The following is a 25,954-nucleotide window of genomic DNA, read 5'->3' as shown; positions in this document are numbered from 1 at the left end:
TGCCTCCGTTTTAATAATGCAGCCCTATTCCGATAAAAATTTCGGAAACAGGTTTACCGTCACGTTTTGCATAACCGTCTTTATTTTTTATTTCTCTTAAATCATGTCCGTAACTTATTCGTGCATAAATACTGCGCATTTTTATCGGATACATTATTATTTCAAAGCCGCCCGAATACCAGCCGTGTTTTGGATTGTAATAGGTATCGGTATTTTTATCATGAACCAAGGCCATATCAAAAAACGGTGTTATGTGTAGCTCAAAGCCGAAGAAACGAGTCCATTCAACTCCGGTAATTTCTTCCCATTTAAAAACGCCTATTTTTATAGGTACATCAAAATTAAAACTAAAAGCCGTATCCGTTTCAATTCTCTTATTTAAAATACCCCGCAAAATTTTTCCGGTATGCTCGCTTGATGTTTTTCCGAATAGATTGTAAAAAAAATCGAACCTGCCGTATAAACCTACTCGCTCTAAAAAAGAATAAAAGCCCTTCGTTTGCAAATTAAAAGAAACATCTACATTACCTTTTTTATAAGTGTTATATTTATAGCTATTATCAATATTTACCGTAAAGCCTTGTCTAAAATTATTTATCCAGTTTACCTTGCCCATTCCAAAACTATGTGACCAATTAATATTTAGACCTTTTTTTTCTTCATTGGTCATTTCTTTAAATTTCCAATTACCGTCTATACCAAAATAAGGAGTCCATGTGATTGTGCCCAATGTCTGATCTTTATATATATCAAATACCAGCGATGTATAAAATCCGTTTGTAAGATAATAGTCTTTTTCCGACGGAGAAGCAGAGACCTTTATATCTTGAGTTATCCCCGCCGCTAAAGTGAGCCAATCGACACCTAACTTATATGAAGCACTTAAGCCTGTGCCGAAATCAAAGCCGAATTTTTTATCTTCATCTATACTAATTTCCGCATTAGTGGTCCAAAGAAATTTAACCGGATTAATATGGAAAGGCAATGCAAATCCGGTACCAAATTCGAAAGAAGATTTGCCTTCATTATTTCTGTTATATATTAAATCCATTGTAAGCGGTTCAAGCGAACCTAAAAAATTAAAATCCTTTAATTTAAGCTTAAACTGAAGTCCGCGGTTTGAATCAAAACTCGGATAAGGCAAGGCTATAATATTCCATGTATCTTTAACATATATTTTAAGCTTTACCGGAGTAATATTATTCTGAGGCTCCAAAAAATCGAAAGTAATTTCATAGCTTTCAATTGTTCTCATGTTATGGAATTCGGTATTAAGCTCTGCAATATATGCGTCGAATTCTTCACGTGAAAAAAATATCCGCTTTTTATCTATTGGTATTTTTGATGATAATGGCCGTTCTTTGGTAAAGCCTTTTATGCTGTATTCAACACTTTCAATCTTATAAGCCGGAGAATTTGGATTATCGGCTTCTAACTTTTCATCAGTATTTTGAGTATAAAGATTAATTACAAAAAAGCAGCATAGTGCAGCCATTAAAAAAAATCGTTTGTACATTTTATTCCACCATAAATTCTATCTTTTTAATTTGGAATCGTCTTCAATTATTTTTTGAGCATTTGATTCCATATAAGATTTGACCGAATCCGCTATTTCTTTATCATAAAGTGAAAAAATTCTTGCAGCAAGGAGAGCCGCATTTTTAGGCTCCAGCACCAAGGCCGGCGAAATACCCGAGGGCATCCTAAGAGAAGAATAAATGTCTGCTCCTGCAAAGCTGTCGGATGGAGGAGGACAAGCAATTGTAGCCCCCTTTACAAAACCATCCACAAAGCCGGAAAGAGCATTGCTTCTTCCTGCAATAGTAATATAGAGTTTCGGCCTATCAAGGGCTTCATATTCTTTTAGCATAGAAACAACATGCTCCGCAGTTTTATGAGCCGAGCCTATTCTTATAGCATACTCGATTCCAAAGGTCTTTAACTCCGAAGCTATTTTTTCTGCGTGGCCCATATCCGACGATGAACCCATAAGTATTATTACAAGAGGTCTCACATTAAGCCTGCCTTTTTTAAGTTCTTTACTATGCGTTCTTCAGCCGGATATTCTCCCGGAACAAATTTAGATTTTGTCAATTTTTCGTAAGCAGTAATATAAAGCTGAATAGCCTCATTCCAAACATTTTCATCGAGTTCGGGGATTTCTCCGTCGCCTCGGTAGCCTTTTGCTGCATAGGCCATTCTTACAAATTCTTTATCGAAGTTTTCTGGTTCCTTCCCTTCTTTTAATCTTTGCTCGTAAGTATCGAGTTTCCAATAGCGTGAAGAATCGGGGGTATGGACCTCATCTATTAAAAGAATATTGTTATTTTTGTCTACACCGAATTCGTATTTTGTATCTACTAAAATCAAGCCCGCTTCTTTTGCACTTTTTTGGCCGCGTTCAAAAAGAGCAAGGGCCGCTTTTTGAACAAAGTCCCATTGTTCTTTTGATAGATAGCCTTGCGAAACAACCTCATCGCAGGTAAGCCTTTCGTCATGGCCTGTAGGACCTCCCTTTGTAGTGGGAGTTATAATCGGCTTGGGTAAGGCCTGATTTTTTTTCAAGCCTTCAGGAAAATCATAACCGTATATATTTCTTTCACCTAAAGAATATCTGTACCAAAGGGCCGTGGACGTTACGCCTGTAATATAGCCCCTTACTATGACCTCTATCGGAAGAGGTTTTACTTCAGTTACGATAATGCAGTTAGGATCCGGACAAGATATTATATGATTTTTGATTATATCCTTGGTATTTTCAAACCACCAAAGCGAAAGCTGGTTTAAAACCTGTCCTTTGTATGGAAGGGCTGTAAGAACCCTGTCAAAGGCAGAAATTCTGTCTGTGGTTACAATCAATCTTTTCCCTTCTTCGGGTGAGTACCAATCCCTTACCTTTCCGGTTTGTTTTGAAGGGAGAGGTAAATTAGATTCTCTAAAAGCTGCATTTCGTGAAATCATTTTAAACTCCTCAGGTCAATTTATATCGACCAAGTATATATGAAGATTTAGAAATTTTCAAGTATTCGCATATATTTCTAAATTTCCCGATAGAAGAAAAAAAGAATTTTGTCTATAATAATGAAGACTTCAATTTAGCTGAAACGGGGTATAATTATGGAAAAAATAGCAATAGTGGCGGGAGGCTCAAGCGGTATAGGTCTTGAAATTACAAAGGCCCTGGTTCTAAAAGATTATTTTGTTTACACCATGAGCCGCAGAGAATTTTTAAGTTTGCCTCAAGAAAAGAGTAAGCACATCAGCCTTGATATTACGGATGAAGAAAATCTTACAAAAGCCTTTTCCGATATTTGGGAAAAGGAAGGGCGGATTGATTTAGCCGTATGTGCATCGGGATTCGGTATTTCCGGCGCTGTGGAATTTACAAACCTTGAAGAAGCAAAAAAACAAATGGATGTAAACTTTTTCGGAGCCTTTTTATTTATAAAGACAGCCGCCTCGTATATGCGCCCCCAATCTTTTGGAAAGATATTTGTGATCAGCTCTATAGCCGGAGAAATTGCCATTCCGTTTCAGGGTTTTTATTCGGCATCAAAGGCAGCCCTTGGCAAGCTTTTAGAAGCTTTTAGGGCGGAACTTCAGCCCTTCGGTGTTGACTGTGCCTTAATCATGCCCGGTGATGTTGCCACCCCCTTCACGGCCGCAAGAAATAAATCAAATCTTGGGGATGATGTTTACAATGGAAGAATTTCAAAAAGTGTTTCTAAAATGGAAAAAGACGAGCAAAAGGGGATGAATCCTGAAAAGTTAGGAAAATTCGTCGCCTGCCTCGCTGAAAAGCGAAAAGTCGGATTTTTTTATCCTTACAACTGGACTTACTCCTTCTTGCTGCTTTTATACAGAATTTTACCCCGCAGCCTCGCTCTTTTTATCGTCAAAAAACTATATGCCTAATAAAGATGCTATCAAGGCCCGATGAGTGAATAACCCGTAAAAAAGTTTTTACGTCTTAGGCCTTGACAGCGATTAATTATTTAAAATGCCATTACTTTTTCTTCAATAAGAACCTCCTCCTTTGCCTGTGTTTTTTCGCCTGCATTTTTAAAGATAGGCTTAAACTCTACATGTTCTGCAACAACCTTTACCTTGCTGTAGTTTTTTCCATCGGTACCGACCCATCTATCCTGCTTAATTCTGCCTACAACGCGGACTCCTCTGCCCTTAGCCCCGTTTTGTTCGCATAATTTTGCAAGACTTGCCCATGACTCTACATCAAAATAAGAAGTTTCCTGCACAAAGGCATCGTCTTTTTTGTAGTTTCTATTTGAAGCAATAGAAAAAGTACAGATGTCTGTTCCGTTTGCCGTAGTTTTTAAAACAGGGTCCCTAACCATGTTTCCTTCAATAATGAGTGAATTTAATGATTTCATTTTATACCTCCAAAAATCACAAAAATAACGTCACCTTGAACACTTGTTCAATAAGATTTCGAAAGATTGGGCCGGCGCCGCTCCCTTGCCTTCATCTAATTATAGGCTTGTAAACGCAATTTTTAGTAAAATTTTTAAAAAAAAGTTTATAAAATTTTAAAAAAAAGTTTTTTTTAAAAGCTGACCTCTTATTGACTGAATATGTAAAAATATGATATTGTATTTTCCTATATTTATATTTTAAATTACTTTAAAAAGGATGGGTTTTATGAATTTTATGCCTTTATTGCAAGGAACCGCTCCGGGCGGTTTCGGCTCCTTCGGTTTTTTAATACCGATGCTCTTGGTATTCGTTATTTTTTATTTTTTGCTTATCCGCCCGCAGAAAAAGGAACAGCAAAAAACCGAAAAGATGATTTCTCAGCTTCAAAAGGGAGATAAGATCATCACTATCGGCGGTATTCACGGTGTTGTGAGCTCAACAAAAGAAAAGACAATTATCATAAAAGTTGATGACAACTGCAAGATTGAAATTAACCGTTCTGCAGTAGGGGCCGTTTTAAAAGATGAGCCTCCAAAGCCTGATTTCGGAGGAGAAGGCGAAAAGAAAAAATCTCTATTCGGAAAAAAGGCCGATGACTCCGCAAATGACGATACAGTTTCACAAAACGAGTCAAAATAAAACAATTTGCGGTTTTATTATTAAAACCGCAAAGGGAGATAAATAATGAGCAAAAGATTTAGGTTTATCGTTGTTCTTCTTGTCATCGCCTTGTGCTTTGTTTTCTTACACCCTACCCTTAAATGGTATTTTTGGACAAATCAAGAAGATAAGGCATTAGCCTTGGCATCAAGAGAAAAGATTAAAGATTATTCCGAAAACATGGCAAGAGCTGATGTTGATAAGCTTATAGAAATGGCTGCTTCGAACTCAACAGAGCCTCTTTCGGAAAAATATGCCCCTATTATTAAAGAAGCTAAGAACCGTAGAAAGGCCTTAGGTATGGAAATCCCTTATCAATGGACGGCTCAAGATGTTGCTGCAAGCTTTAAGCTTTCATCAAAAGAAAAGTTTATACCTATAGCCCAGTCTATTTTAGAAACTGCGTATAGGGATTCCATTTTAGGCATAAAAAACTATCAAACAAATGCCGTTAAACTGGGTCTTGACTTATCGGGCGGTATGTTGGTTATTATCAAAGCCGACTTGGATGCTGCAATTTCTGCCGATGGAGCAAGCAGCGATACAATAGCCGACTCAAAGAAGGCTGCCATGACTTTGGCCATGGACACCCTCCGAAGCCGAATAGATAAATTCGGTCTTACAGACCCTGTAATTAGACGCCAAGGCGATGATAGAATCTACATTGAAATGCCGGGCGCTGCCGATGCAGATAAGATAAACTCCATTATCATGGGCCGAGGTATTTTAGCCTTCCATATAGTGGATGATGAGGCGACTCAGGCATTTAGAGAATATTACCGAAACAATCCGGGAAAAACCTTTGATGCCGATTACAATCTTTTAAACCCCGAAATTATTCCTGAAGACTGTATGGTGCTGGGTGTATATCACAAGGATGCCTACGGTATAGATGAAAGAGACGATAGAGAACCCTTCCTTGTCGTAAAAAAGCAGGCAGGCCTTGAAGGAAAACACCTCGTAAGTGTTGACACTTCGACAGATCAAAGATCCAATAACCCCCTCGTAAACTTTTCTCTTGATGCTGAAGGAGCAAAGATATTTGCAGAATTAACTACAAACAATGTCGGAAAAAGGCTTGCCATAGTTTCGGACAACAAGATAAAGTCCGCTCCTAACCTCAAAGAGCCTATCACCGGAGGTTCGGGAAGCATAAGCGGAATGTCTGCAACAGAGGCAAACAACCTTAAAACCGTTTTACGGACTGCATGGCTAAATGTTCCTCTCCAGCTTGAAACACAGCAGGTTGTAGGAGCCAGCTTAGGAGACGAAAAAATTAATGAAGGTATTAAAGCCTTGCAATGGGGCTTAATTGCAGTTTTGGTTTTTATGCTTGTATTCTATAAGGAAGCAGGAATCAATGCCTGTATTGCTCAAATTTTAAACCTTTATATCATGTTCAGTATTCTTTCAGCCTTCAACTTAACTCTTACCTTGCCCAGTATTGCGGGTATGATTTTAACCATAGGTATGGCTGTAGATGCTAACGTTGTTGTCTTTGAAAGAATAAAAGAGGAACTAAGACTTGGTAAAACAAGGGAAGCCTCCATAAACGCAGGCTTTGAACATGCCTTTTCTGCAATTATGGACTCAAACATTACAACATTCATTGCAGCCTTCTTTTTATCAATTCTCGGCACCGGACCGATAAAGGGCTTTGCATACAGTTTAGCCATAGGTGTTGTTTCTTCAGTATTTACCGCTTTGTTTGTTTCAAGATTAATTTTTGACTTTGGAACTCAAACATTAAAATTGGAGAAGATTCATATCAGCTGGAGGAAGTTATAAAATGAAAAAAATAATCAGTTTTTCGAAATTTTTCGTTCCGTGCATTATTTTAAGTATAGGGCTTATAGCCTTCGGAATTATAGGGTATTTTACCAAAGGAATAAATTTCGGTATTGACTTTCAGGCCGGTTTTATCGAAAAGGTAAAAATCGCCCCCACAGCAGTAGAGCTTTCCTATGAAGGACCTTTAACGGTTTCTTTTTCGCAAGGTATATCCGACATTTCGATTACTACCACCTCTCTGGATGGAGAAAACAAATCTTATGTCTTTAAGTTTGCCGATAATCCGACTCTTAAAGATTTCGCTGACGGCCTTGCCTCTATTGATGGTTTAAAGGTAAAAGTTACCGCTTCGGGAAATGTGCTTCTTAAAAACTTGTTTTCCAATTCGGAATCTTCTTCCCGTCTTTCGGCTAATGTGTTTAGACTTCACCATTTGGAAAAAGGTCTTAAACCGATAAATACCGATGAGGTTCGCCATGCGCTTTCTTCAATACCCTCAGTTTCGGTTCAACAACTGGGAACGCCTGAAGACAGGTACTTTCAGATAAGACTTGCCGATGACGGAAAATATGAAGATGCAAACAAAGAATTACGCTCGATTATAAACACTGCCTTAAATGCAGCCTACGGAATCGAAAACATTGCAGTTATAAGTACGGACTTTGTAGGTTCCCGTTTTTCTTCTTCATTGGCACAACAGGCAATATTGCTGGTAGGCGGCGCCTTGGTTTTAATCTTTATTTATGCAATGTTCCGCTTTCAGTGGAATTTTTCGCTCGCAGCAATTATTGCTCTGCTTCACGATACGCTCATAATGATTATGTTTATCTCGTGGACACAGATGGAATTTAATTCTACGACAATAGCGGCCATTCTTACGATTATAGGTTATTCAATAAACGACACAATCGTTATTTTTGACCGTATCCGCGAAAAGATTCATCTTGAACCTAAGCTGGAATGCAAGGAAATTTTAGACAAAGCCCTAACTGAGGTATTTACCCGAACAATTATTACAACCCTTACAACGATGGTTGCGGTTGTAGCTCTTTATTTGTTTACCACCGATTCGATGAAGGATTTTGCCTTAGCCTTAATTGTAGGTCTTATAAGCGGAACCTATTCATCAATCTATGTTGCATCTTATTTTATCGCTCTTACCTCCAAGGGTAAAAAAGCCGGAGAGATGATTACCAGAGGCAAAAAAGCCCCGGGTGAACTTTCAGGAGCGGTTATCTAACAAGATAAAATAAATCTCTGTAGGAATTATTTTAAGTCAAGCGGCCGGTTAAAAAATCGGCCGCTTTTTTTATGCGTTTTGAGCTATTTGTTTTAAGGCCTCGGCAGCCTGTTTGACTTCTTCAAAGGTGTTAAAAGAAGAAAAACTAAAGCGGACTATGCCCTGCTCTTCGGTTCCGAGAGCCTTGTGTACCAAGGGAGCACAGTGGGCTCCCGGCCGGCTTGCGATGCCGAACTCTTCATCGAGGAGGCGGCTTATTTCTCCCGAGGGAATATCTCCTATGTTTATACCTACGACCGCCCCTGTTTTTTCGCTCCAAGGATTTCCGTATATTTTAAGATTAGGAATAGTTTTTATTTCTTCGATAAAAAGCAATTTTAAATCGGCCAATTTCTTTTGAATGGAAGAGATTCCTGTTTTTAAAACGTAGGAAGCCCCTGCATTTAAGCCCATAAAGGACGGAACATTCATGGTGCCCGCTTCAAAGATGTCGGGCATCTCGGAGGGGTGAGTTTTATCGAAAGAGCGAACCCCGCTTCCCCCCGAAAAGACGGGGGCAAACTCGAAGGTTCCGTTTACGATAATACCGCCCGTACCCTGAGGCCCGTAAAGCCCTTTGTGGCCGGTAAAACAAAAAATGCTTTGCCCGTATTTTGATGCGTCTATAGGAATTGTACCCGCACTTTGCGAAGCATCTACAATTAAGATTAGACCATGTTTTTTGCATATGGAATGAACATAGTCCAAGTTACAGATTGAGCCTATCACATTTGAGCAGTGGTTTACGATAATTGCTTTGGTGTTTGATTTGACCTCTTTTTCGATGAGCTCATAACACAAAAAGCCGTCTTGGATAGGAATAATTGAAAGTTCGGCTCCATCTTTTTCGAGCTGATAAAGGGGACGTAAAACAGAGTTATGCTCAAGAACAGTAGTTATGACGTGAGTATTTTCTTTACCAGAAAAAAGGCTTTTTATAACGAGGTTTAAGGCAGATGTAGCATTTTGACAAAGGGCAACATTTAAGGGATTTTTTATATTAAAAAGCTTTGCCAAAGTTTGCCTTGTTTTAAAAAGCTCTGTGAGGGCTGCATGAGCCGTACTATGGGCTCCTCTCCCCGGATTCCCGAATTGATGTGAAGCAATCCCCCTAAATACCTCTTGGGCCACGCTTTCAGGCTTTTGAAGGGTGGTTGCGCTATTATCAAGATAGATCATATTTTTCCACAAACCTTTTATTTGTTTCTATTTTTAAAAGATAAATTCCCGTATAAGGAATTTCGGCCTCGCTTAAAAGGCGTGAAGCCATTTTTATGCCTTCTTCATTTACCCGTAGAACCAAACCGCAGCCCGCAGATATTTCAGGCGGAAGAGGAATAAGCCTCGCCTCAGTCAGGCCCTCACTTGCAGCAGAAGAAAAATCTCCCGAAGTTTCCAATGCTTCAGCATCGGAAACTTCAGCTGAAGCCATAACTTCGCCAGAAGTTATGGCTTCAGCGGCTATAGCATGATGAGAAGACGAAAACGAAAAAACTCCATAGGTTTTCAAATTTTTATTCCGTTACTCTTTTTTTTGCTACACTTTGGTAACCTATGGGCGGACTACAAAGTGGGTACGCATAATTTCGGTAATGCGGTACATATTTGTAGGAGTTCCTACCTTGAGCTTTTCTTTAAGCCCGTAAAAGTCCAGACACAAGCCGCAAGACAGAACCTCACAGCCTTGAGAGGCAAGAGCCTTTAGGTCGTTTACGGTTTTTTCGTTTTCGGTTGTAAGCTTTACACCCGAATTATAGCAGACAACGAACTTGGGAAGCACATCCTGTTCCGTGAGGGCATAGATAAAACCTTCTAAAAGTTTTTTACCGAAGCCTTCATCTCCAGAACCCATCTGATCCGAGTTTATCACAACAGCATATTCTCCGCTTGAAGTTTGAGGAACGGCAACAGGATTTAAATTTACGCCGTCTTTTGCCTTTAAAAGAACGGTAAACTCTTTTTCCGAAATCTTATTTACTTCAACCCCTATACCGAGCTGAGCCGCCATCTTTGAAAGGTTTTGAGTTGCCACCTCATTATCAACCTTGACCGAGATATTTTCTTTACCCGTATTTTCCCTGACAGCCTTTTTCGCCATAATAACGGGAATAGGACAAGCCTGTCCCATCGCATTTACTTCTATCATAACAACCTCACAATATATTAAATTTTTAGATATATTATCATAAATGCTTATAATTAGTCAATGATGAGAATTATTAACATTATTTTATTTTGTGAATGTTAGATATCTTTGCTTAAATCGGCAATAGTTGTTTTGCTAAGCGAATCCTTCATTGCATTTTGGGCATCATCTAATTTATCATCAAGCACAAGATGAATTTTTCTTCCCACAGGACATTTAGGATTGGGCTTAGGGTGAAAATTAAAAATATCCCGTTCTTCATCGCCCTCATTGATTGCGTTGTAAACATCGAGAAGCGTTATTTTATCTGCGGTTTGAGCCAAGTGCGACCCGCCGACCCCTGCGGCAGTTTCCACAAGTCCCGCTTTTTGTAACTGAAGCAAAATTTTTCTTATGATAACGGCATTTACACCTGTGCTTGCAGAAATAAAATCCGAAGTAACGCGCATATCTTTTTCAAAATACCGGATACACAAAAGAGTATGTACTGCTGCCGTAAAACGAACACTTATTTTCATATTTCCAATTATACCATTTTCTTCAAGACTTCGCCAATATCGTCATTGATACAGATAGATTGCTTTTCTATTTTGGGCGGCACAACGGCTTCTCCAAAATTGATGCAGGCATAACGGGCATTCGGATTTTTTTCAGTCATCTGCCAAAACGGATACTTTATTATTCCGGGAGTATTTCCTCCAACGCCGAGCTCAAGGAACAAAACTTTTCCGTCGCCTTCCTGTTCACCGTTTTTTATTATATTCCGAGTTTGCAAAAACTTTTCATATTGTTTTGATGCCTTGTACCAACCTTTATCCGTTACAAAAGTGTGGTCTGCCCTAAGATTCATGCTCATCGGCTTTCCGCAGACAGGACAACGTGGAACAAGTTCTGTCGGAACTTTCATTTCATCACGAAATTCCCACATTGCCCGGATTTGTTTTTCATTGTCATAAGTTTTTTCATGACACGGCTCGCTGCATTGAAACAATCCGTAGTCGCCCTGCGTGTAAAATAGCCGGTTCTTGTCAAAGCCGGCTTTTTGAAAGCAATGGTCTACATTTGTTGTGATTACAAAATAATCCTTGTCCTTCACAAGCGAAAACAAATCTTTATAAACCGGTTTCGGCGGATCCATATAACGGTTTATCATAATATTACGGCTCCAATAAGCCCAAAGCTCTTCGAGGGATTCAAAAGGAGTAAACCCTCCGGAATACATATCATGAAAACCGTATTTTACCTCAAAATCAGAAAAATATTTTTCAAAACGCTCACCGGAATAAGTAAATCCTGCCGAAGTGGAAAGCCCGCTTCCTGCACCGATGACAATTGTTTCCGCTTCGGAAAGAACCTGTTTTAATTTTTCAATCTTCTCTGTCATACAAAAGTCCCCTTATTTTTAGCGCCTGAAAATAAGCCCCTATAAATTTCCTCATCTTTTTCAGTGAACACATTAAACACAACCTTCATTCCGCCGGTAGTTCCTGCCATGTTCGGGCTTGAACCTGATGTCTCATTTTTTTCTTTCCATTCTCTGACGGCAGCAACCGCAATTTGTGCTGCCTCTTCCTGCGGAAAACCGAAAACGCCTGTTGAAATACAGCAAAAGGCTATCGACCTAAGGCCCTTATCATGCGACAAATGAAGACAAGATTTATAGCATGAAGAAAGCAAATCGCAATCAGTTTGGGTAAGCTGTCCTTCCACAATTGGGCCGACAGTGTGAAGCACAAACTTACACGGCAGATTAAATGCCAGAGTGATTTTTGCTTGTCCTGTCGGCTCTTCATGCCCTTGCTTTTTTATAATCGAATCGCAGGCGGCACGGAGCCTTATTCCTGCAAAGGTGTGTATGCAGTTGTCGATACAGTAGTGGCAGGGCTGCCAGCAGCCTGTCATTCCGCTGTTCGCTGCGTTCACGATTGCGTCAACTTTGAGTGTAGTGATGTCGCCTCGCCAAATGTAAAGATCATCACAGGCCGGAACCAAATCCGTTATGTCGGTAATTCCGCGCAATTTAATTTCTTCCTGCAAATACTCATCTTCAATATGCAAAAACTCTTCACTTGCAGGAACGGCATGACGCACATTCACAAGTGAGCGAAGAAGATATTTTTGCTCTGTTTCACTTTCAGGAATCTGCACTCCTCTATATTGTGAATTTTCTGCGAGAAGATATTCAATCAAAAAACGCCTCCGCTCTGTCTGTGTCATAATTCACCTCCTTTCGGGCATCTCTTGCCCGGTGTCTGTGTAAGTTATTCGAACCGTTGTTCTAATTAACTTACAGCTATAATATACAACAAATCGCTTGTAACGTCAATAGAACTTCTGATTTTTTTTATTTTCCTATCTCATTTTTTAATTCATTTTCTAATTCCTCAATGCTGTGATGATGACCATGTTTTGAATCAGAAATAAAGTGATTATGTAAATGAGAATGGGATATTGTATGGGTATGCGTTATGCCGTTATGTGTATGTGTAAATGTATGCCTATGTCCGTGCAAATGTTTTCTAATTAATGTGTCATACACGGCAAAGGCAGTACCTATAATCATTACGAATAATGCCGATATATATTTAGTTGATATTTTTTCTTTTAATAATACAAAAGCCAAAAATGTTCCTATAAATGGTGCAATCGAATAATATGCACTTGTTTTAGCTGCACCCAAGTATTTTTGAGCACGAATGTATGTAAAAATACTTAATCCGTAGGATACAAATCCCAACAATAATGCGAAAGGAATATATTTAAGAGTAAAATCGGTTTCACCGGAAACAAAAGCTACAATTATCGAACCAAATCCTGAACAAAGTCCTTTTATTGTTACAATCTGATATGTACTTTTATCTGACATTCTGCGGGTACAATTATTTTCCAATCCCCAGCAAATTGTTGCTCCAAGAACAAACAAAGAGCCTATGGAAAAATTTAATCCTTCAATATTTTCAAACGAAAGAATTATACTTGAAGCGGTAATAAAAAAAATTGCAATCCATAATCGCCATGTCACTTTTTCCTTGAATATAATCAATGCAATTAATGCTGTAGCTACTATTTCAAAATTTCCAAGCAAAGATGCATTTGATGAAGTTCCGTATTTCACTCCAAGCATTAACAAAATTGGAGCGACAATATCAAGAAAAATCATTCCAATAGTATACGGTAAATAATTTTTATCAAGCCGTTCAGATTTTTGCTCTTTTTTAAAATTGAATAAATACAAAATTCCTACACCAAGCCCTGCTCCAATATAAAGAAGTCCGGCCATAAATACAGGTGAAATATTTTGAAGGAGTATTTTGGAGCAAGGAACATTTAATGCATAAAAAGCTGCTGCAGCAACTGCATAAATAATTGCGATTATATTTTTATTCATTTTCAATTAAAACCTTCCTTAATTATTAGATTTATAATTTTATATACTTCAGTTGATTTCATTTTTTATCCTTATATTCTATCATTTCTTTATTCAAAAATACATTTGCATAATATTCATATTCCCTTATTTCCGGATGTTTTTGAAAATCAATATATGGAGCTTTACAATAAGGACATCTAAAAGGATTGTAAAATTTAAATCTTCCATATCCTTTTTTTTCTAATTGAGAATCAATTCTTTTTACCGATTCTTCTGAAATATTTTTACATAACTGACCAGGCATATCTTTAATTGCATCATAAGGAACCATTAAAGTTTCGCTGCCATCATCTGAATAAAAATACTGGAAATAACCATTTCCTGCATGGTAACTATGAATATTAAAACTTTTTTTGCATTCATCGCAAATGCAGCATAATCTGAAATTTGAAGAAGTTATAAATCCCGAAAAATGTAAGCCTCTGCTGAATAAGCCCATTCCCTTATTTTCCGGATTATTATTATATGCATTTAATAAAACCGGCTGAAATCTTATTCCGTTTATCTGATTGATTTTCTTTTCTGTTTTAAATGGACTATCATCAATTTCGCCATCGATCACCAAACCAAAATTATTTAAGATCCGGATGCATAAATGAAGAAATTTCAGACTTGAAAAATTACTTTTATTTCCGGATTCAATTATATAATTTGCTATACATTCATTATCTTTAAAAATTATTAATTCATTACTTACCGGTTCTATTGTTGTTTTCACATTAACAACTTCAACTAATTCTTTTGACGATATTTTTGAATTATTAATTTCTTTTTCTAATTCAGAGAAATCAATATTTATTTTATTTTTATTTATTGTAATTACTTTTTTTTCTAACATTTTTTCCTGCTACACGCGCCCCAGTGAGGGTTGTCCACATAACATTCGCTTAAGCCGCAACAAAGCTTGTCCTCAATGTCAGGTTGAAGCGGGTGTTAGGTTTATTTTGTTTTACCAAACAGTTTTTACATCATACAACGGAATCTTTGTATCTTTTGTAACAATCGTTAAATTATTTTCTTGCGCCATTGTAATTAGAAGCCTATCAAATGGGTCTCTGTGAATATCAGGCAAGTTTTTTATTAATTCTAAAGATTTACCGGAAACTGAAAGTTCTTCAAATTCTTCTTCCCTGCAGGCATCTATAATATCTTGGATTGAATTTTTATACTGAAGCAGATTACGGGTCTGTTTTATCGCAATTTCCCATAGTGAAACTTTACTGTAGTAGCAAAATTCATTATTGATTATTTCTTTAGCCGTTTTAGATAGATTTTCACTATCAAACAAATACCATAGAAGCGCATGAGTATCTAAAAAATATTTCACATATACTCCTTAAAATCTTCCAATGGTTCGTCAAAAGCCGGCGACATATAGAAATTTGGTTGCTTTAAAATGTCTGGCCGACGATTAGGAAATCTTTTTACAGATTCTTCATGTTGCTTTTTATAGAGTATTTTGTATTGTAAAAGTTCTAAATAATTATACACTTCAACCATGTATTCATCCGGAATTGATTCCAATTTTTCCTGAACAGTAGTTAACAGCATACATAGCCTCCTTAACATTTTTAGTATATCACAAATTGTCAAGTTTTTCTATAATTGATTGAGTATACTTAAAATCCGCTCATCTATCTTTTTTTCTTCGTCAATGCACCCCTAAAGGCTATATCCAAGACTTCTTCAACATGGCTTACGGGATAGAACTTAATGCCCTTTTTAATGTATTCGGGGATTTCGTCCAAGTCCCTTGTGTTAGCCTGAGGAATGATGACTTCCTTTATACCGTTGCGGCGGGCGGCGATTGTTTTTTCTTTTAGGCCGCCTATGGCAAGAACCTGCCCTGTAAGCGAAAGCTCTCCGGTCATTGCAAGTTTAGGCTTGATGGTTTTCCCTGAAAAAAGAGATAAAAGAGCTGTGGCCATAGTGATACCGGCAGACGGTCCGTCTTTGGGGGTAGCTCCCTCCGGCAGGTGAAGGTGAATTATATTTTTTTCGAACCAGTCCGGTTTTTTTATTTTTTGGTCTACGGCAAACATTCGAGTCCATGAAAGGGCTATGCCTGCGGATTCTTTCATAACGTTTCCGGCTTGGCCTGTGAGTTTAAAGCCGCCCTTTCCAAGCATAGATGCAGTTTCTATCAAAAGAGTATCTCCGCCCATAGATGTCCAAGCAAGGCCTATCGAGGTACCGGGAACGTCGGCCTTTTTAATATCGTCATCGCGGAAGATAACCTTGCCAAGCATCTTTTCAATGTCGGCCTTTGTTACGATCAGCTTTTCGTCTTCTTTTCTTTTGCCGTTTACAATTTCGGTTGCAACCTTGCGGTGAATCTTATCCAGCTTCTTTTCAAAGTTGCGCACTCCGGCTTCCCTTGCATAAGAGTTGGCAATGTAAAGGAGCATATCCTGACTGTAGACTACCTGATTCTTTTTAAGACCGTGCTTTTCAAGGCTTTTCGGAATAAGGTGTTTTTTTGCTATCTGCACCTTTTCGGAATCAATGTAGCCGGAAAGCTTTATTACCTCAGCCCTGTCCAAGAGAGGTCGGGGAATAGAATCGAGGGTGTTTGCAGTGAGAATAAAAACTATGTTGGAAAGGTCAAAGGGCAAATCCAAATAGTGGTCCCTAAAGTTTATATTTTGCTCGGGGTCTAAAACTTCGAGAAGGGCACTTGAAGGGTCTCCCTGATAGCTTTGCCCCATCTTATCGACCTCGTCTATCATAAAAACGGGAGAATTGGTTTTTACTATCTTTAAGCCCTGAAGGATTTTACCGGGCATGGCTCCTATGTAGGTTCTTCGGTGCCCCTTTATTTCGGCCTCATCCCTCATGCCTCCGACTGAAAATCTAAAGAAGGGCTTAGACATAGCTCTGGCTATGGACATTCCGACACTCGTTTTACCTACACCGGGCGGGCCCAACAAAAGAACAATCGAACCCTTTGTATCCTTCTTTAATTTACGAACGGAAAGGTATTCTATTATTCGGGTCTTTACGTCTTCAAGTCCGTAGTGATCCTTGTTTAAAATCTTTTGAGCTTTTGCAATATCGTATTCTTCCGGTTCCGAATTTTTCCACGGAAGTGAAAGAATGGTTTCCAAATAATTACGGGTAACTATATATTCGGAAGAATAGGGGTCGAGCATTTTAAATTTTTCAAACTCGGAGTCCACCACTTCTTTTACCTCTCCGGTAAACTGAAACTCTTCTATCCTCTTTGCAAAATTTTCTTCTTCATTGGTCTTAGGATCTGTGGTCAGCCCCAATTCTTCTTTGATGGATTTAAGTTCTTCCCTTAAAAAATAATCGCGTTGATTTTTTTCGACACGCATATTAAGGTCATCCTGAATCTTGCGTTGAACCTGTAAAAGTTCTTGTTCTTTTTTAATGTGAACAAAAACTTCTTCCATTCTCTTTTTTACGTTTAAGGTTTCAAGAATCTTTTGTTGATCTTCTTTTTGAATGTTTAAGATACTTGCAATAAAGTCGGCTATTTTTCCGGGATGGTCAATATTGATCATATTGAGCCTCATCTCTTCGGAGAACAATGGATTGTTTTCAGAAAGCTGCTTCATCTCGCTTATGAGGGCTCTGGTAAGGGCTTCCACCTCGTGGCTTTTTTCTTCTTCATCATCCAGATATTGAACGGCTACGACTATCGGATTTGTATCGTTGACGGTTTTGCGAATCTTAAAGCGTTTTTGAGTGGCTATAAAAACATTGAGCCCGCCATCGGGCAGATTTATCTTACGCACGATTTTTGCAGCACAGCCTACCTTGTACAAGTCCTTGGCTTGAGGGTTTTCTATATTGTTTTTAAGAAGGGTAAGCCCTATAAAGCCGTCGCCGGCATAGGCATCTTCGATTGACTTTATGTCTTCGGGGGCATTAATTAAAAGCGGCGTAAAAATGCCGGGAAAAATCGGCCTGCCGCTCAAAGGAACAATGTTTAACTTTTGAGGTAGCAAGCTTTCTATCGGAACAATTTCTTTTTTATCACTCATTCTTTAAATATCTCAATAATTTAAAAAAAAGTCAATCGGAAAAGCGATTATTAAATGCCAATCTTTTTTTTCAAATTTTGCTATCTATTACAAACAATTTCTATAATAATTATGAAAGGGGGAATTTTTTTTAAAAAAAAATTATTAGCGAGGCTTAGTTATGGAAAAATTATTTAAAATAACTCTCCGCAACGACTACGCTTTTAAAAAAGTATTCGGAGTGGAAGAAAACAAGGACGTACTACAGGATTTACTGGAGTGTATCTTAGACATTCCGCCTGAGGATATCGCAGGTTTGGAACTTCTCGATAAGGAGTTTCATAAAGAGTTTTTAAGTGAAAAGCTAGGTATCTTGGATATCAAGTTAAGACTAAACAACGGAACCTTTGTAGATATAGAAATTCAAAATGTATGGTATTTTGATTTTCCTGAAAGGACCTTATATTATTGGTCTAAGATGTACAATGAGGGTATAAAACAAGGCCAAGACTATACAAAACTGCCAAAGTGTATTACAATAAACTTGATAGGAAAAGGCTTTAATAAAAATAAGCGTTTGCATAACAAATATCTTGTTTTAGAAAAAGATACAAAAGAGCCTTTAGTTTCAAAACTTGAAATTCATATATTGAACCTTGAAAAGGCAAGACTCTTAAAAGAAGGTCAATATAAAGATTATAAAGCTAAACGCTTATTAAATTGGCTTAAATTTATCGAAACTGATGAAAGGGAGGTGAGGGAAGTGTTAGAACAAGAATCGCCGATGATGAGAAAGGCAAATACAACGATAGAATTAATGGAAATGAGTCCTAGGGATAAATGGCTATATGAATCCCGCATGAAATATGAACACGACAAGGCTTCATGTATAAGTGAAGGCTATCGACAAGGTATTGAGCAAGGTATCCAACAAGGTTTTGCCGATGGGGCACACCAAAACAAACTTGAAACTGCTAGAAACTTAACAGAAATGGGTTTTGCCGTGGAAGTTATCGCAAAAGCTACAGGATTAAGTATTGAAGAAATAAAGTCCTTATAAGAAGGCACATTTTTATTCCTTTATCTCATCTAAGCTTATCCTGAACTCCTCTAGGAGCTTTTCTCTTATCGTTTCATCATCAATGCGGTTAAAAACAGGTTTAAAGGCAGCCTCGATTATAAGCTTTTTGGCACTAAGCTCGTCAAAACCGCGGGTCATAAGATAGTAAAGCTTGTCCTTGTTTACCGCCTCAAAGCTCGCAGCGTGCTCTCCTATAACGTCATCCTCATCGCAAAAGATTGTTGGAATTGTAGCACCCACAGTGGTCTTATCGAGCATAATCGTATTGTCCGAAAACCTTGCAATGGACTTTGAGCAGCCTCTGTTTAAAAAGATATTGCCCCGGAACATCTTATGAGCCTTGTTCTTTAAGGCTCCCTTTGCGGTAATTGCACCGAGAGAATTTTTCCCGTTGATGATAAAATTTTGCTCCAAGTCGATGCGTCTGGTCTTATCTGCAAAGTAGAGGGGGTATATTTGAACCTCGGCCCATTCCTCAGGCATATAGGTAGAAGTTGAAGCTCCGTTTATCTTTGCCCCAAGCTGAATATCGTAAAGGGTAACTTGAGCCTTCTCCATAGCAAAGATTTTTACGGTTTCAAAGTTAATGCCGCAATGACTCAAGTTTTGTACCTTTATAAATTCTACTTGAGAGTTTTTTTCGGCAACAATGCTTAGTAGGCCGTTTCTAAAAATATCGGCCTTTGAGCAATCGTAGGCCTTTACATCATGATAAAAAAAGATCTTAGCCCTTGCCCCTTCTTCAATTACAATAAGATTTTGGTCATAAAGAACATTATTGGCCTGATCCATTGTAAAATTGATTAGAACATTCGCAGCCTGTTCATTATCCGCGCACTTTTTTACTTTTAAGTAAATACCGGAATTTCTTTTATCCTTTACTTCTTGAACATAATTGTCTCCGAGGCCGCAATTTTTTTCGCGTTTTGTCTTCGTAAAATCAAAGAATTTTTCTATATCTTTTGAAGGGGCTGTTTTTAAAAATTGCTCAATCGTCATTTGTTCTATATTTTTAGCTTCAGCCCGGCCGCTGGCCTTACAGTTTAAATTGCAAAAAGGCTTTGAAGGGATATCCGTTTTTGTGTAGTCAAGCCGTTTAAAATAAGTTCTGTCACTCATATCTATCCTATAGTTCCTTCCAATTCGATTGTAATAAGATTGTTCAATTCAACGGCATATTCCAGAGGCAGCTCCTTGGAGATAGGTTCGACAAAGCCCTTGATGATAAGGGATTTTGCAGCAGCCTCATCCAAACCTCTTTGCATAAGGTAGAACACCATTGATTCGCTTATCCTTCCGATTTTGGCCTCATGGCCTATATCTACATCATCGATATGGGATTCTATAATCGGAATCGTATCGGAGCGGGATTTATCGTCAAGCATTAGGGATTCGCATTCGGCCGCAGCCTTAGCCCCGGTTGCATTTGCTCCTATGTATAAAAGGCCTCGGTAGTTTGCTTCCCCTCCGTTTTTTGCTATAGAACGGGAGCGCATTTCCGAAACGGTGTTTTTTCCTATGTGGACGGTCTTAGTTCCCGTGTCAAGGCACTGTCCTTCCGAAGCGAAAGTAACCCCTGTAAACTCCGAACGGGAGCGGTCGCCTTTTAAGATGCTCATAGGATAAAGCATTGTAACCCTTGAACCGAACGAACCCGAAACCCATTCAATAGCTCCGTCTTCTTCGACTATGGCCCTTTTGGTGTTTAAGTTATATAGGTTGCGCGACCAGTTTTCGATTGTTGAATAACGCAGGGTTGCTTTTTTTCCTACATAGAGCTCGACAGCCCCTGCATGAAGGGCATTTTTATAGTATTTTGGAGCACTGCATCCTTCAATAAAATGGAGGTAGGCTCCTTCTTCTACAATTATAAGGGTATGCTCAAACTGCCCCGACTGCTGGGCATTTAGTCTAAAATAGGATTGAAGCGGAAGCTCGACCCTTACGCCCTTGGGAACATACACAAAGGAACCTCCCGACCAAACGGCGCCGTGGAGGGCTGCAAATTTATGGTCATTAGGCTTTATAAGCTGCATAAAATGCTTTTTTACTATATCTTCGTACTTGTGGACGGCCGTTTCCATATCCAAGTAGACTACGCCCTGTTTTTCCAAGTCTTCTTTTAGGCTGTGATAAACGACTTCCGAATCGTATTGGGCTCCCACTCCTGCGAGGGAACTGCGTTCCGCTTCCGGTATACCCAGCCTGTCAAAAGTCTTTTTTATTTCTTCCGGAACGTCATCCCAAGTTTCGGCCAAGGGCTTTGTGTCGGAAACAATGTAGTGGATTATCTCTTGAATATCCAAATCGGAAATATCGGCTCCCCAGTCAGGCATGGGTCGCTCATTAAAGTATGCGAGGGATTTTAGGCGCAAGTCCAGCATCCAATCGGGTTCTTTTTTTCGTGCAGATATTTTTTTTACGACTTCTTCGTTTAAACCGAGCCCCGTCGAATACTTATAATCGATGCTGTCCTTTATGTCATAGACTCCGCGTTCTATATCCGAAACAAAGGTGCGCTTTCTTTCTTGAAAGAGAGAGGCATCCTCCGGTGCTTTATCTGTGTTTTGGTTTATGGCTTTACTCATAGGCTTTCTTTTATGTTTTCGTACCCGTTCTTTTCAATATATTCTACCAGTTCCAGACGGCCTGTTTTGACAATAGTGCCGTCAACAAGAATGTGTACAAAATCGGGCTTTATATAGTCTAAAACTTTATTATGATGGGTAATAATTAAAATTCCCATATCGGGGGTGCGTATTTTGGAAACGCCTTCAAAGACTATCTTTGTAGCGTCAATATCCAGCCCCGAATCCGTTTCATCGAGGATTGCAAGCTTCGGGTTTAAAATAGCAAGCTGTAGAATTTCGTTTTTCTTTTTTTCTCCGCCCGAAAAACCGACATTTAGGCTGCGGTTTGCGTATGCAGGATTGATTTTAAGCTGCTTCATTGTGTCCGATAAAAGCTTATGAAATTTTATCGCAGGTGTTTTTTCACCCGTTACGGCTTCTTTTGAAGCGCGCAAAAACTCTTCTACTTTTAAGCCCGGCACCTCTTCAGGTATCTGAAAAGAAAGAAATATACCTTTACGGGCTCTTTCGTAGACGGGAACCTCGTTTATAAGTTCATCTTCAAAATAAATCTTGCCCTTATCGATATTGTATCGAGGATTTCCTACTATGGCAGCCGCCAAGGTGGACTTTCCTGCTCCGTTCGGGCCCATGACCACATGAACCTCGCCCTTGTTTATACTCAAATTAAGGTTTTTAAGAATCTGCTTCTCGTCAACCGACATTTGAAGTCCCTGTATATCTAATAGTTTCATCATGACTCCTATAATCTCCTGTATAATATAACAATTTGAAAATTAATATTCAATAAGAAAGACGTATAAACTTTGCACTCATTTTTCATTTTTCATAATGTGACTTAGTCTCTTGAAAAAATATAAAATTTATGGTAAGCTTGTTTATCGGGACTGTTCATTTCCATTATACGCAGTATGCTTCTAAAATCATATTTTCTTTTTGTAATAGACTTGAATAATCCCTAATACTTTTATAAGGACGGTTTTTATGAGCCAAGAAAAAAAACTTGTAATGATCGACGGTAATACTGCTGCCGGTCACGTTGCCCACGCCTTAAGCGAGGTAATTGCCATTTACCCGATCACACCGTCAAGTCCGATGGGTGAGGTCGCTGATGAATATTCAGCCCGCGGAAGAGAAAATATTTGGGGTACTGTCCCCGATGTTGTTGAGCTTCAATCCGAAGGAGGTGCTGCAGGTGCCGTACACGGAGCCTTGACCACAGGAGCTCTCTCTTCAACTTTTACAGCATCTCAGGGCTTGCTCTTAATGATTCCGAACATGTACAAAATAGCCGGCGAGTTGACCAGCACTGTTTTCCACATTGCTGCCCGAGCCGTAGCTTGCAGTGCTCTTTCAATCTTCGGAGATCATCAGGACGTAATGGCCTGCCGCCAGACAGGTTGGGCTATGTTGGCATCCAACTCGGTTCAGGAAGTTATGGACCTTGCCATTATTTCTCATGCAGCCACATTGGAAGCAAGAGTTCCCTTCCTCCACTTCTTTGACGGATTTAGAACTTCTCACGAAATTCAAAAAATTGAAGAAGTTTCTTATGACATTATGCGCCAAATGGTAAGCGATGAGCTTGTTCGAGCTCACCGAAAACGCGGTTTAACCCCTGAAAAGCCCGAACTCCGCGGAACAGCTCAAAACCCCGATATTTACTTCCAAGGCAGAGAAGCCGTAAATAAATACTATCTTGCTACTCCCGAAATTGTTCAAAAACAAATGGATAAGTATGCAAAACTTACAGGAAGACAATATCATCTTTATGACTACTACGGAGCAAAGGATGCCGAGCAAATCATAATCCTCATGGGTTCAGGTGCGGATACTGTTGAAGAAACGGTAGACGAACTTAATTCCAAGGGCGGAAAATACGGTGTTATTAAAGTAAGGCTTTACAGGCCCTTCAGTGCCGAGCATTTTGTAAAGGCTATTCCTACCACAGTAAAAGGAATTGCAGTTCTCGACAGATGTAAGGAAGCAGGCTCTTTGGGTGAACCCCTCTACGAAGATGTCAGAACAGCCATCGGCGAAATGCAGGCTGCAAAAAAATGCCCCTTTACTCATTATCCCGTTATCATCGGCGGACGCTACGGTCTCGGTTCAAAAGAATTTACACCGGCAATGGTTAAGGGTGTATTCGACAACCTTGAAGGCGAAAAGAAGACCAACTTCTCCGTAGGTATCGAAGATGATGTTACACACACCAGCATCAAATATGACCCCAACTTTAAACTTGAAGATAAGGACATGCATCAGGCTATGTTCTTCGGTTTGGGTTCAGACGGTACTGTAGGTGCCAATAAAAACTCTATTAAGATTATCGGTGAAGCCACAGACAATAAGGCACAAGCCTACTTCTCCTATGACAGTAAAAAGTCGGGTGGTTTTACGATTTCTCACTTGAGATTCGGAAAACACGCAATCCGAAAGCCCTACTTAATTACAAATGCGGACTTCGTTGCATGCCATAAGTTCAGCTATCTTGAAACCTATGATATGCTCCACAGCCTTAAAAAAGGCGGAACCTTCCTTTTGAACGCTCCTTACGGAAAGAACGAAATATGGGATAATATGCCCGTCGAGGTTCAAAAGCAGATTATCGAAAAAGAAGCTAAATTCTATGTAATCGATGCTATTAAGATTGCAGAAAAAGCCGGAATGGGTAACCGAATTAACGTTGTTATGCAGACCGCCTTTTTCAAAATCTTCGGAATCTTGCCTGAAGCCGAAGCCGTAGATCTAATCAAAAAATTCATTGAAAAGTCCTACGGAAAAAAAGGTCCGGAAATCGTTCAAAAGAATATTACGACAATAGATATGGCTCTTGAGGGAGTTGAAAAGGTTGATTATCCCAAGACAGCAACAAGCAAGCTCAAGATGCACCCTGCAATCGCAGGCGATGCTCCCGAATTCGTAAAGAATGTTTTGGGCAAGGTTGCCATCCAAAAAGGTGATGATATAAAGGTCAGCGAAATGCCTGAAGACGGTACCTTCCCGACCGCTACCACTCAATACGAAAAGAGAGCTATCGCAGAACATATTCCGATCTGGAAGAGCGACATCTGTATTCAGTGCGGTCAGTGTGTCATGGTTTGTCCCCATGCCTGTATCCGAATGAAGGCTTATGACAGCTCACTTTTGGCAAAGGCACCCCAGGGCTTTAAATCCTGCGATTATAAGGGCAAGGAATTTGAAGGAGCTAAATTTACAATTCAAGTTTCATCGGAAGATTGTACAGGCTGCGGTCTTTGCGTTCAGCAGTGTCCTGCAAAGTCCAAGGAAAATCCCGAAATTAAAGCCATCAATATGGAAAACTTTGTTGAACACAGAAAGCAGGAAGTTGCAAACTGGAACTTCTTCTTTAACGATATTCCTGAGCCTGATGTAAAGAAGCTTAATTTGAGCGTTCCCAAGGGCATCGGTATGAAGAGACCTCTTTTCGAGTTCTCAGGTGCATGTGCAGGCTGCGGTGAAACACCTTATGTAAAGCTTCTTTCACAGCTTTTCGGAGACAGAGCCGTTATTGCAAACGCAACAGGCTGTTCTTCAATTTATGGAGGAAACCTGCCCACAACACCCTATGCAAAACGATGTGACGGAAGAGGCCCGGCTTGGTCTAACTCCTTGTTTGAAGATGCAGCGGAATTCGGTTACGGTATGAGGTTGACAAGCGATAAGCTCGCCGTTTATGCCCGCGAAGTTGCCGCTAAGGCAAAGGCAAAAGGTATTGCAGCCGGCGTAATCGACAAGATTCTCAATAACGCTCAAGAAGATGATGCAGCTATTGAAGACCAGAGAGCCTTTGTTGCAGAGCTTAAAAAAGAGTTAGCAGGTTCAAAAGACGAATTGGCTAAGGAATTGGATTCTTTAACCGACCACTTTATCAAACGCTCAGTTTGGATCCTCGGAGGAGACGGATGGGCTTACGATATCGGATACGGCGGATTAGATCACGTTCTTGCTTCAGGTAAAAACATCAATGTTCTTGTAATGGATACTGAAGTTTACTCGAATACCGGCGGACAGATGTCAAAAGCTACACCTATCGGTGCAGTTGCAAAATTTGCCGCTTCAGGTAAGGAAGTAAGCAAAAAAGACTTGGGTATGATGGCCATGAGCTACGGCTATGTCTATGTCGCACATATTTCTATGGGTGCAAACATGAGTCAGGTAATTAAGGCCTTCCGCGAAGCCGAAAGCTATGACGGACCTTCGATTATCATCGCTTACAGTCATTGTATCAACCACGGTATCAACATGACAAAGGGTATGACAAACCAAAAAGAAGCCGTTTCTTGCGGTTTATGGCCCTTGTACAGATACGATCCGAGACTTGTCGAGCAGGGTAAAAACCCCTTCCAGCTTGACAGCAAGGAACCGGACTTTAATCTTGCAGACTTTATGTACAAAGAAGTCCGCTTCAAGACCTTAAAGAATGCCGATCCTGCAAGAGCTCAAATGCTCTTGGATAAGGCTGTTGCTAAGGCTAAGAGGCAGTGGCAGGAATACAAGTATTTGGCTGATAGGCCCTTCTAAAACTTAAG

24 protein-coding genes are annotated in these 25,954 nt (G+C 39.4%); 6 read left to right on the top strand and 18 right to left on the bottom strand.

Features of this window, described 5'->3' with window-relative positions:
- Window positions 1-10: 10 nt before the first annotated feature.
- From TDE_RS03325 to TDE_RS03315, 3 genes are read right to left on the bottom strand one after another with little or no spacing between them, the layout of a single operon-like run.
- Window positions 11-1,516: a hypothetical protein gene (locus TDE_RS03325; RefSeq protein ID WP_002681908.1), complete on the bottom strand. Its 1,506-nt coding sequence runs from the start codon at window positions 1,514-1,516 to the stop codon at window positions 11-13.
- A gap of 18 nt (window positions 1,517-1,534) precedes the next feature.
- Window positions 1,535-2,014, bottom strand: coding sequence for a phosphoribosylaminoimidazole carboxylase (purE, locus tag TDE_RS03320; RefSeq protein WP_002681904.1), 480 nt, complete (start codon window positions 2,012-2,014; stop codon window positions 1,535-1,537).
- A complete protein-coding gene (locus TDE_RS03315) occupies window positions 2,011-2,961 on the bottom strand; it encodes a phosphoribosylaminoimidazolesuccinocarboxamide synthase (protein ID WP_002681898.1) in 951 nt (316 codons plus the stop codon). Before TDE_RS03315 ends, purE begins: the two co-directional genes overlap by 4 nt.
- 156 nt (window positions 2,962-3,117) lie before the next feature.
- On the opposite strand from TDE_RS03315, the gene TDE_RS03310 reads away from it, so the two are divergent.
- The gene (locus TDE_RS03310) at window positions 3,118-3,915 is read left to right on the top strand and encodes an SDR family NAD(P)-dependent oxidoreductase (RefSeq protein WP_002681896.1); all 798 of its coding nucleotides are present in this window, start codon (window positions 3,118-3,120) and stop codon (window positions 3,913-3,915) included.
- A gap of 80 nt (window positions 3,916-3,995) precedes the next feature.
- Here TDE_RS03310 and TDE_RS03305 read toward each other — a convergent pair whose 3' ends face one another.
- The gene (locus tag TDE_RS03305) at window positions 3,996-4,391 is read right to left on the bottom strand and encodes a single-stranded DNA-binding protein (RefSeq protein ID WP_002669930.1); all 396 of its coding nucleotides are present in this window, start codon (window positions 4,389-4,391) and stop codon (window positions 3,996-3,998) included.
- A 268-nt stretch (window positions 4,392-4,659) separates the two neighbouring features.
- Between TDE_RS03305 and yajC the strand changes: the two genes are divergently transcribed.
- Genes yajC through secF form a run of 3 tightly spaced genes read left to right on the top strand, consistent with a single transcriptional unit; the run spans window position 4,660 to window position 8,125 of the window.
- Complete coding sequence (gene yajC / locus TDE_RS03300) at window positions 4,660-5,073, top strand: preprotein translocase subunit YajC (RefSeq protein WP_002672297.1); 414 nt, start codon at window positions 4,660-4,662, stop codon at window positions 5,071-5,073.
- Between the two features lie 45 nt (window positions 5,074-5,118).
- A complete protein-coding gene (gene secD / locus TDE_RS03295; protein WP_002681894.1) occupies window positions 5,119-6,882 on the top strand; it encodes a protein translocase subunit SecD in 1,764 nt (587 codons plus the stop codon).
- Window position 6,883: 1 nt separating this feature from the next.
- Entirely contained in the window at window positions 6,884-8,125 is a 1,242-nt protein-coding gene (gene secF, locus TDE_RS03290) for a protein translocase subunit SecF (RefSeq protein ID WP_002681892.1), read from the top strand.
- Window positions 8,126-8,194: 69 nt separating this feature from the next.
- Here secF and TDE_RS03285 read toward each other — a convergent pair whose 3' ends face one another.
- The 11 genes from TDE_RS03285 to lon all read right to left on the bottom strand — a co-directional run bounded on the left by TDE_RS03285 (window position 8,195) and on the right by lon (window position 17,750).
- Complete coding sequence (locus TDE_RS03285) at window positions 8,195-9,343, bottom strand: aminotransferase class V-fold PLP-dependent enzyme (protein ID WP_002681891.1); 1,149 nt, start codon at window positions 9,341-9,343, stop codon at window positions 8,195-8,197.
- On the bottom strand, window positions 9,330-9,674 hold the full coding sequence (locus TDE_RS03280) for a DUF3343 domain-containing protein (protein ID WP_002681890.1): 345 nt from the start codon (window positions 9,672-9,674) through the stop codon (window positions 9,330-9,332). Before TDE_RS03280 ends, TDE_RS03285 begins: the two co-directional genes overlap by 14 nt.
- A 42-nt stretch (window positions 9,675-9,716) precedes the next feature.
- The gene (yedF, locus tag TDE_RS03275) at window positions 9,717-10,310 is read right to left on the bottom strand and encodes a sulfurtransferase-like selenium metabolism protein YedF (protein ID WP_002681889.1); all 594 of its coding nucleotides are present in this window, start codon (window positions 10,308-10,310) and stop codon (window positions 9,717-9,719) included.
- Window positions 10,311-10,408: 98 nt separating this feature from the next.
- Entirely contained in the window at window positions 10,409-10,828 is a 420-nt protein-coding gene (locus TDE_RS03270) for an Rrf2 family transcriptional regulator (RefSeq protein WP_002681888.1), read from the bottom strand.
- An 8-nt stretch (window positions 10,829-10,836) separates the two neighbouring features.
- Window positions 10,837-11,694: an SIR2 family NAD-dependent protein deacylase gene (locus TDE_RS03265; protein ID WP_002681887.1), complete on the bottom strand. Its 858-nt coding sequence runs from the start codon at window positions 11,692-11,694 to the stop codon at window positions 10,837-10,839.
- On the bottom strand, window positions 11,691-12,527 hold the full coding sequence (locus tag TDE_RS03260; protein ID WP_002681886.1) for a protein-ADP-ribose hydrolase: 837 nt from the start codon (window positions 12,525-12,527) through the stop codon (window positions 11,691-11,693). The genes TDE_RS03265 and TDE_RS03260 overlap by 4 nt, the downstream gene beginning before the upstream one ends.
- A 127-nt stretch (window positions 12,528-12,654) precedes the next feature.
- A complete protein-coding gene (locus TDE_RS03255) occupies window positions 12,655-13,698 on the bottom strand; it encodes a DMT family transporter (RefSeq protein ID WP_002681885.1) in 1,044 nt (347 codons plus the stop codon).
- A gap of 58 nt (window positions 13,699-13,756) precedes the next feature.
- Window positions 13,757-14,578: a hypothetical protein gene (locus tag TDE_RS03250; protein WP_002681882.1), complete on the bottom strand. Its 822-nt coding sequence runs from the start codon at window positions 14,576-14,578 to the stop codon at window positions 13,757-13,759.
- Window positions 14,579-14,689: 111 nt separating this feature from the next.
- Window positions 14,690-15,067, bottom strand: coding sequence for a type II toxin-antitoxin system VapC family toxin (locus tag TDE_RS03245; protein WP_002669917.1), 378 nt, complete (start codon window positions 15,065-15,067; stop codon window positions 14,690-14,692).
- Window positions 15,064-15,291 carry a DUF2281 domain-containing protein gene (locus TDE_RS03240; protein WP_002669916.1) on the bottom strand — a complete coding sequence of 76 codons (228 nt, stop codon included), beginning with the start codon at window positions 15,289-15,291 and terminating at the stop codon, window positions 15,064-15,066. The genes TDE_RS03245 and TDE_RS03240 overlap by 4 nt, the downstream gene beginning before the upstream one ends.
- Window positions 15,292-15,374: 83 nt before the next feature.
- Window positions 15,375-17,750, bottom strand: coding sequence for an endopeptidase La (gene lon, locus TDE_RS03235; RefSeq protein WP_002681876.1), 2,376 nt, complete (start codon window positions 17,748-17,750; stop codon window positions 15,375-15,377).
- A gap of 160 nt (window positions 17,751-17,910) precedes the next feature.
- Between lon and TDE_RS03230 the strand changes: the two genes are divergently transcribed.
- Window positions 17,911-18,789, top strand: coding sequence for an Rpn family recombination-promoting nuclease/putative transposase (locus tag TDE_RS03230; RefSeq protein ID WP_002681874.1), 879 nt, complete (start codon window positions 17,911-17,913; stop codon window positions 18,787-18,789).
- A 12-nt stretch (window positions 18,790-18,801) separates the two neighbouring features.
- Here TDE_RS03230 and sufD read toward each other — a convergent pair whose 3' ends face one another.
- From sufD to sufC, 3 genes are read right to left on the bottom strand one after another with little or no spacing between them, the layout of a single operon-like run.
- Window positions 18,802-19,929, bottom strand: coding sequence for a Fe-S cluster assembly protein SufD (sufD, locus tag TDE_RS03225; RefSeq protein ID WP_002681871.1), 1,128 nt, complete (start codon window positions 19,927-19,929; stop codon window positions 18,802-18,804).
- Window positions 19,930-19,931: 2 nt separating this feature from the next.
- Window positions 19,932-21,398 carry a Fe-S cluster assembly protein SufB gene (gene sufB / locus TDE_RS03220; RefSeq protein WP_002669913.1) on the bottom strand — a complete coding sequence of 489 codons (1,467 nt, stop codon included), beginning with the start codon at window positions 21,396-21,398 and terminating at the stop codon, window positions 19,932-19,934.
- Window positions 21,395-22,135, bottom strand: coding sequence for a Fe-S cluster assembly ATPase SufC (sufC, locus tag TDE_RS03215; RefSeq protein WP_002672329.1), 741 nt, complete (start codon window positions 22,133-22,135; stop codon window positions 21,395-21,397). Before sufC ends, sufB begins: the two co-directional genes overlap by 4 nt.
- A 250-nt stretch (window positions 22,136-22,385) precedes the next feature.
- Here sufC and nifJ point away from each other — a divergent pair, with 250 nt between their 5' ends.
- Window positions 22,386-25,946: a pyruvate:ferredoxin (flavodoxin) oxidoreductase gene (gene nifJ, locus TDE_RS03210; protein WP_002681868.1), complete on the top strand. Its 3,561-nt coding sequence runs from the start codon at window positions 22,386-22,388 to the stop codon at window positions 25,944-25,946.
- Window positions 25,947-25,954 lie beyond the last annotated feature (8 nt).

The organism is Treponema denticola ATCC 35405, from assembly GCF_000008185.1.
GTDB classification, from domain to species: domain Bacteria; phylum Spirochaetota; class Spirochaetia; order Treponematales; family Treponemataceae; genus Treponema_B; species Treponema_B denticola.
The sequence above is the reverse complement of the archived record's forward strand: the minus strand, read 5'-3'. Positions and strand labels throughout refer to the sequence as shown.

What these genes read in the sequence shown, in the direction of transcription:
- TDE_RS03325 (WP_002681908.1), bottom strand. Translation starts at nt 1,516, where the DNA reads ATGTACAAACGATTTTTTTTAATGGCTGCACTATGCTGCTTTTTTGTA.
- yajC (WP_002672297.1), top strand. Translation starts at nt 4,660, where the DNA reads ATGAATTTTATGCCTTTATTGCAAGGAACCGCTCCGGGCGGTTTCGGC.
- lon (WP_002681876.1), bottom strand. Translation starts at nt 17,750, where the DNA reads ATGAGTGATAAAAAAGAAATTGTTCCGATAGAAAGCTTGCTACCTCAA.
- TDE_RS03240 (WP_002669916.1), bottom strand. Translation starts at nt 15,291, where the DNA reads ATGCTGTTAACTACTGTTCAGGAAAAATTGGAATCAATTCCGGATGAA.
- TDE_RS03250 (WP_002681882.1), bottom strand. Translation starts at nt 14,578, where the DNA reads ATGTTAGAAAAAAAAGTAATTACAATAAATAAAAATAAAATAAATATT.
- sufB (WP_002669913.1), bottom strand. Translation starts at nt 21,398, where the DNA reads ATGAGTAAAGCCATAAACCAAAACACAGATAAAGCACCGGAGGATGCC.
- TDE_RS03285 (WP_002681891.1), bottom strand. Translation starts at nt 9,343, where the DNA reads ATGATCTATCTTGATAATAGCGCAACCACCCTTCAAAAGCCTGAAAGC.
- TDE_RS03260 (WP_002681886.1), bottom strand. Translation starts at nt 12,527, where the DNA reads ATGACACAGACAGAGCGGAGGCGTTTTTTGATTGAATATCTTCTCGCA.
- TDE_RS03315 (WP_002681898.1), bottom strand. Translation starts at nt 2,961, where the DNA reads ATGATTTCACGAAATGCAGCTTTTAGAGAATCTAATTTACCTCTCCCT.
- secF (WP_002681892.1), top strand. Translation starts at nt 6,884, where the DNA reads ATGAAAAAAATAATCAGTTTTTCGAAATTTTTCGTTCCGTGCATTATT.
- sufD (WP_002681871.1), bottom strand. Translation starts at nt 19,929, where the DNA reads ATGAGTGACAGAACTTATTTTAAACGGCTTGACTACACAAAAACGGAT.
- TDE_RS03265 (WP_002681887.1), bottom strand. Translation starts at nt 11,694, where the DNA reads ATGACAGAGAAGATTGAAAAATTAAAACAGGTTCTTTCCGAAGCGGAA.
- TDE_RS03230 (WP_002681874.1), top strand. Translation starts at nt 17,911, where the DNA reads ATGGAAAAATTATTTAAAATAACTCTCCGCAACGACTACGCTTTTAAA.
- nifJ (WP_002681868.1), top strand. Translation starts at nt 22,386, where the DNA reads ATGAGCCAAGAAAAAAAACTTGTAATGATCGACGGTAATACTGCTGCC.
- yedF (WP_002681889.1), bottom strand. Translation starts at nt 10,310, where the DNA reads ATGATAGAAGTAAATGCGATGGGACAGGCTTGTCCTATTCCCGTTATT.
- TDE_RS03270 (WP_002681888.1), bottom strand. Translation starts at nt 10,828, where the DNA reads ATGAAAATAAGTGTTCGTTTTACGGCAGCAGTACATACTCTTTTGTGT.
- secD (WP_002681894.1), top strand. Translation starts at nt 5,119, where the DNA reads ATGAGCAAAAGATTTAGGTTTATCGTTGTTCTTCTTGTCATCGCCTTG.
- TDE_RS03305 (WP_002669930.1), bottom strand. Translation starts at nt 4,391, where the DNA reads ATGAAATCATTAAATTCACTCATTATTGAAGGAAACATGGTTAGGGAC.
- sufC (WP_002672329.1), bottom strand. Translation starts at nt 22,135, where the DNA reads ATGAAACTATTAGATATACAGGGACTTCAAATGTCGGTTGACGAGAAG.
- TDE_RS03310 (WP_002681896.1), top strand. Translation starts at nt 3,118, where the DNA reads ATGGAAAAAATAGCAATAGTGGCGGGAGGCTCAAGCGGTATAGGTCTT.
- TDE_RS03255 (WP_002681885.1), bottom strand. Translation starts at nt 13,698, where the DNA reads ATGAATAAAAATATAATCGCAATTATTTATGCAGTTGCTGCAGCAGCT.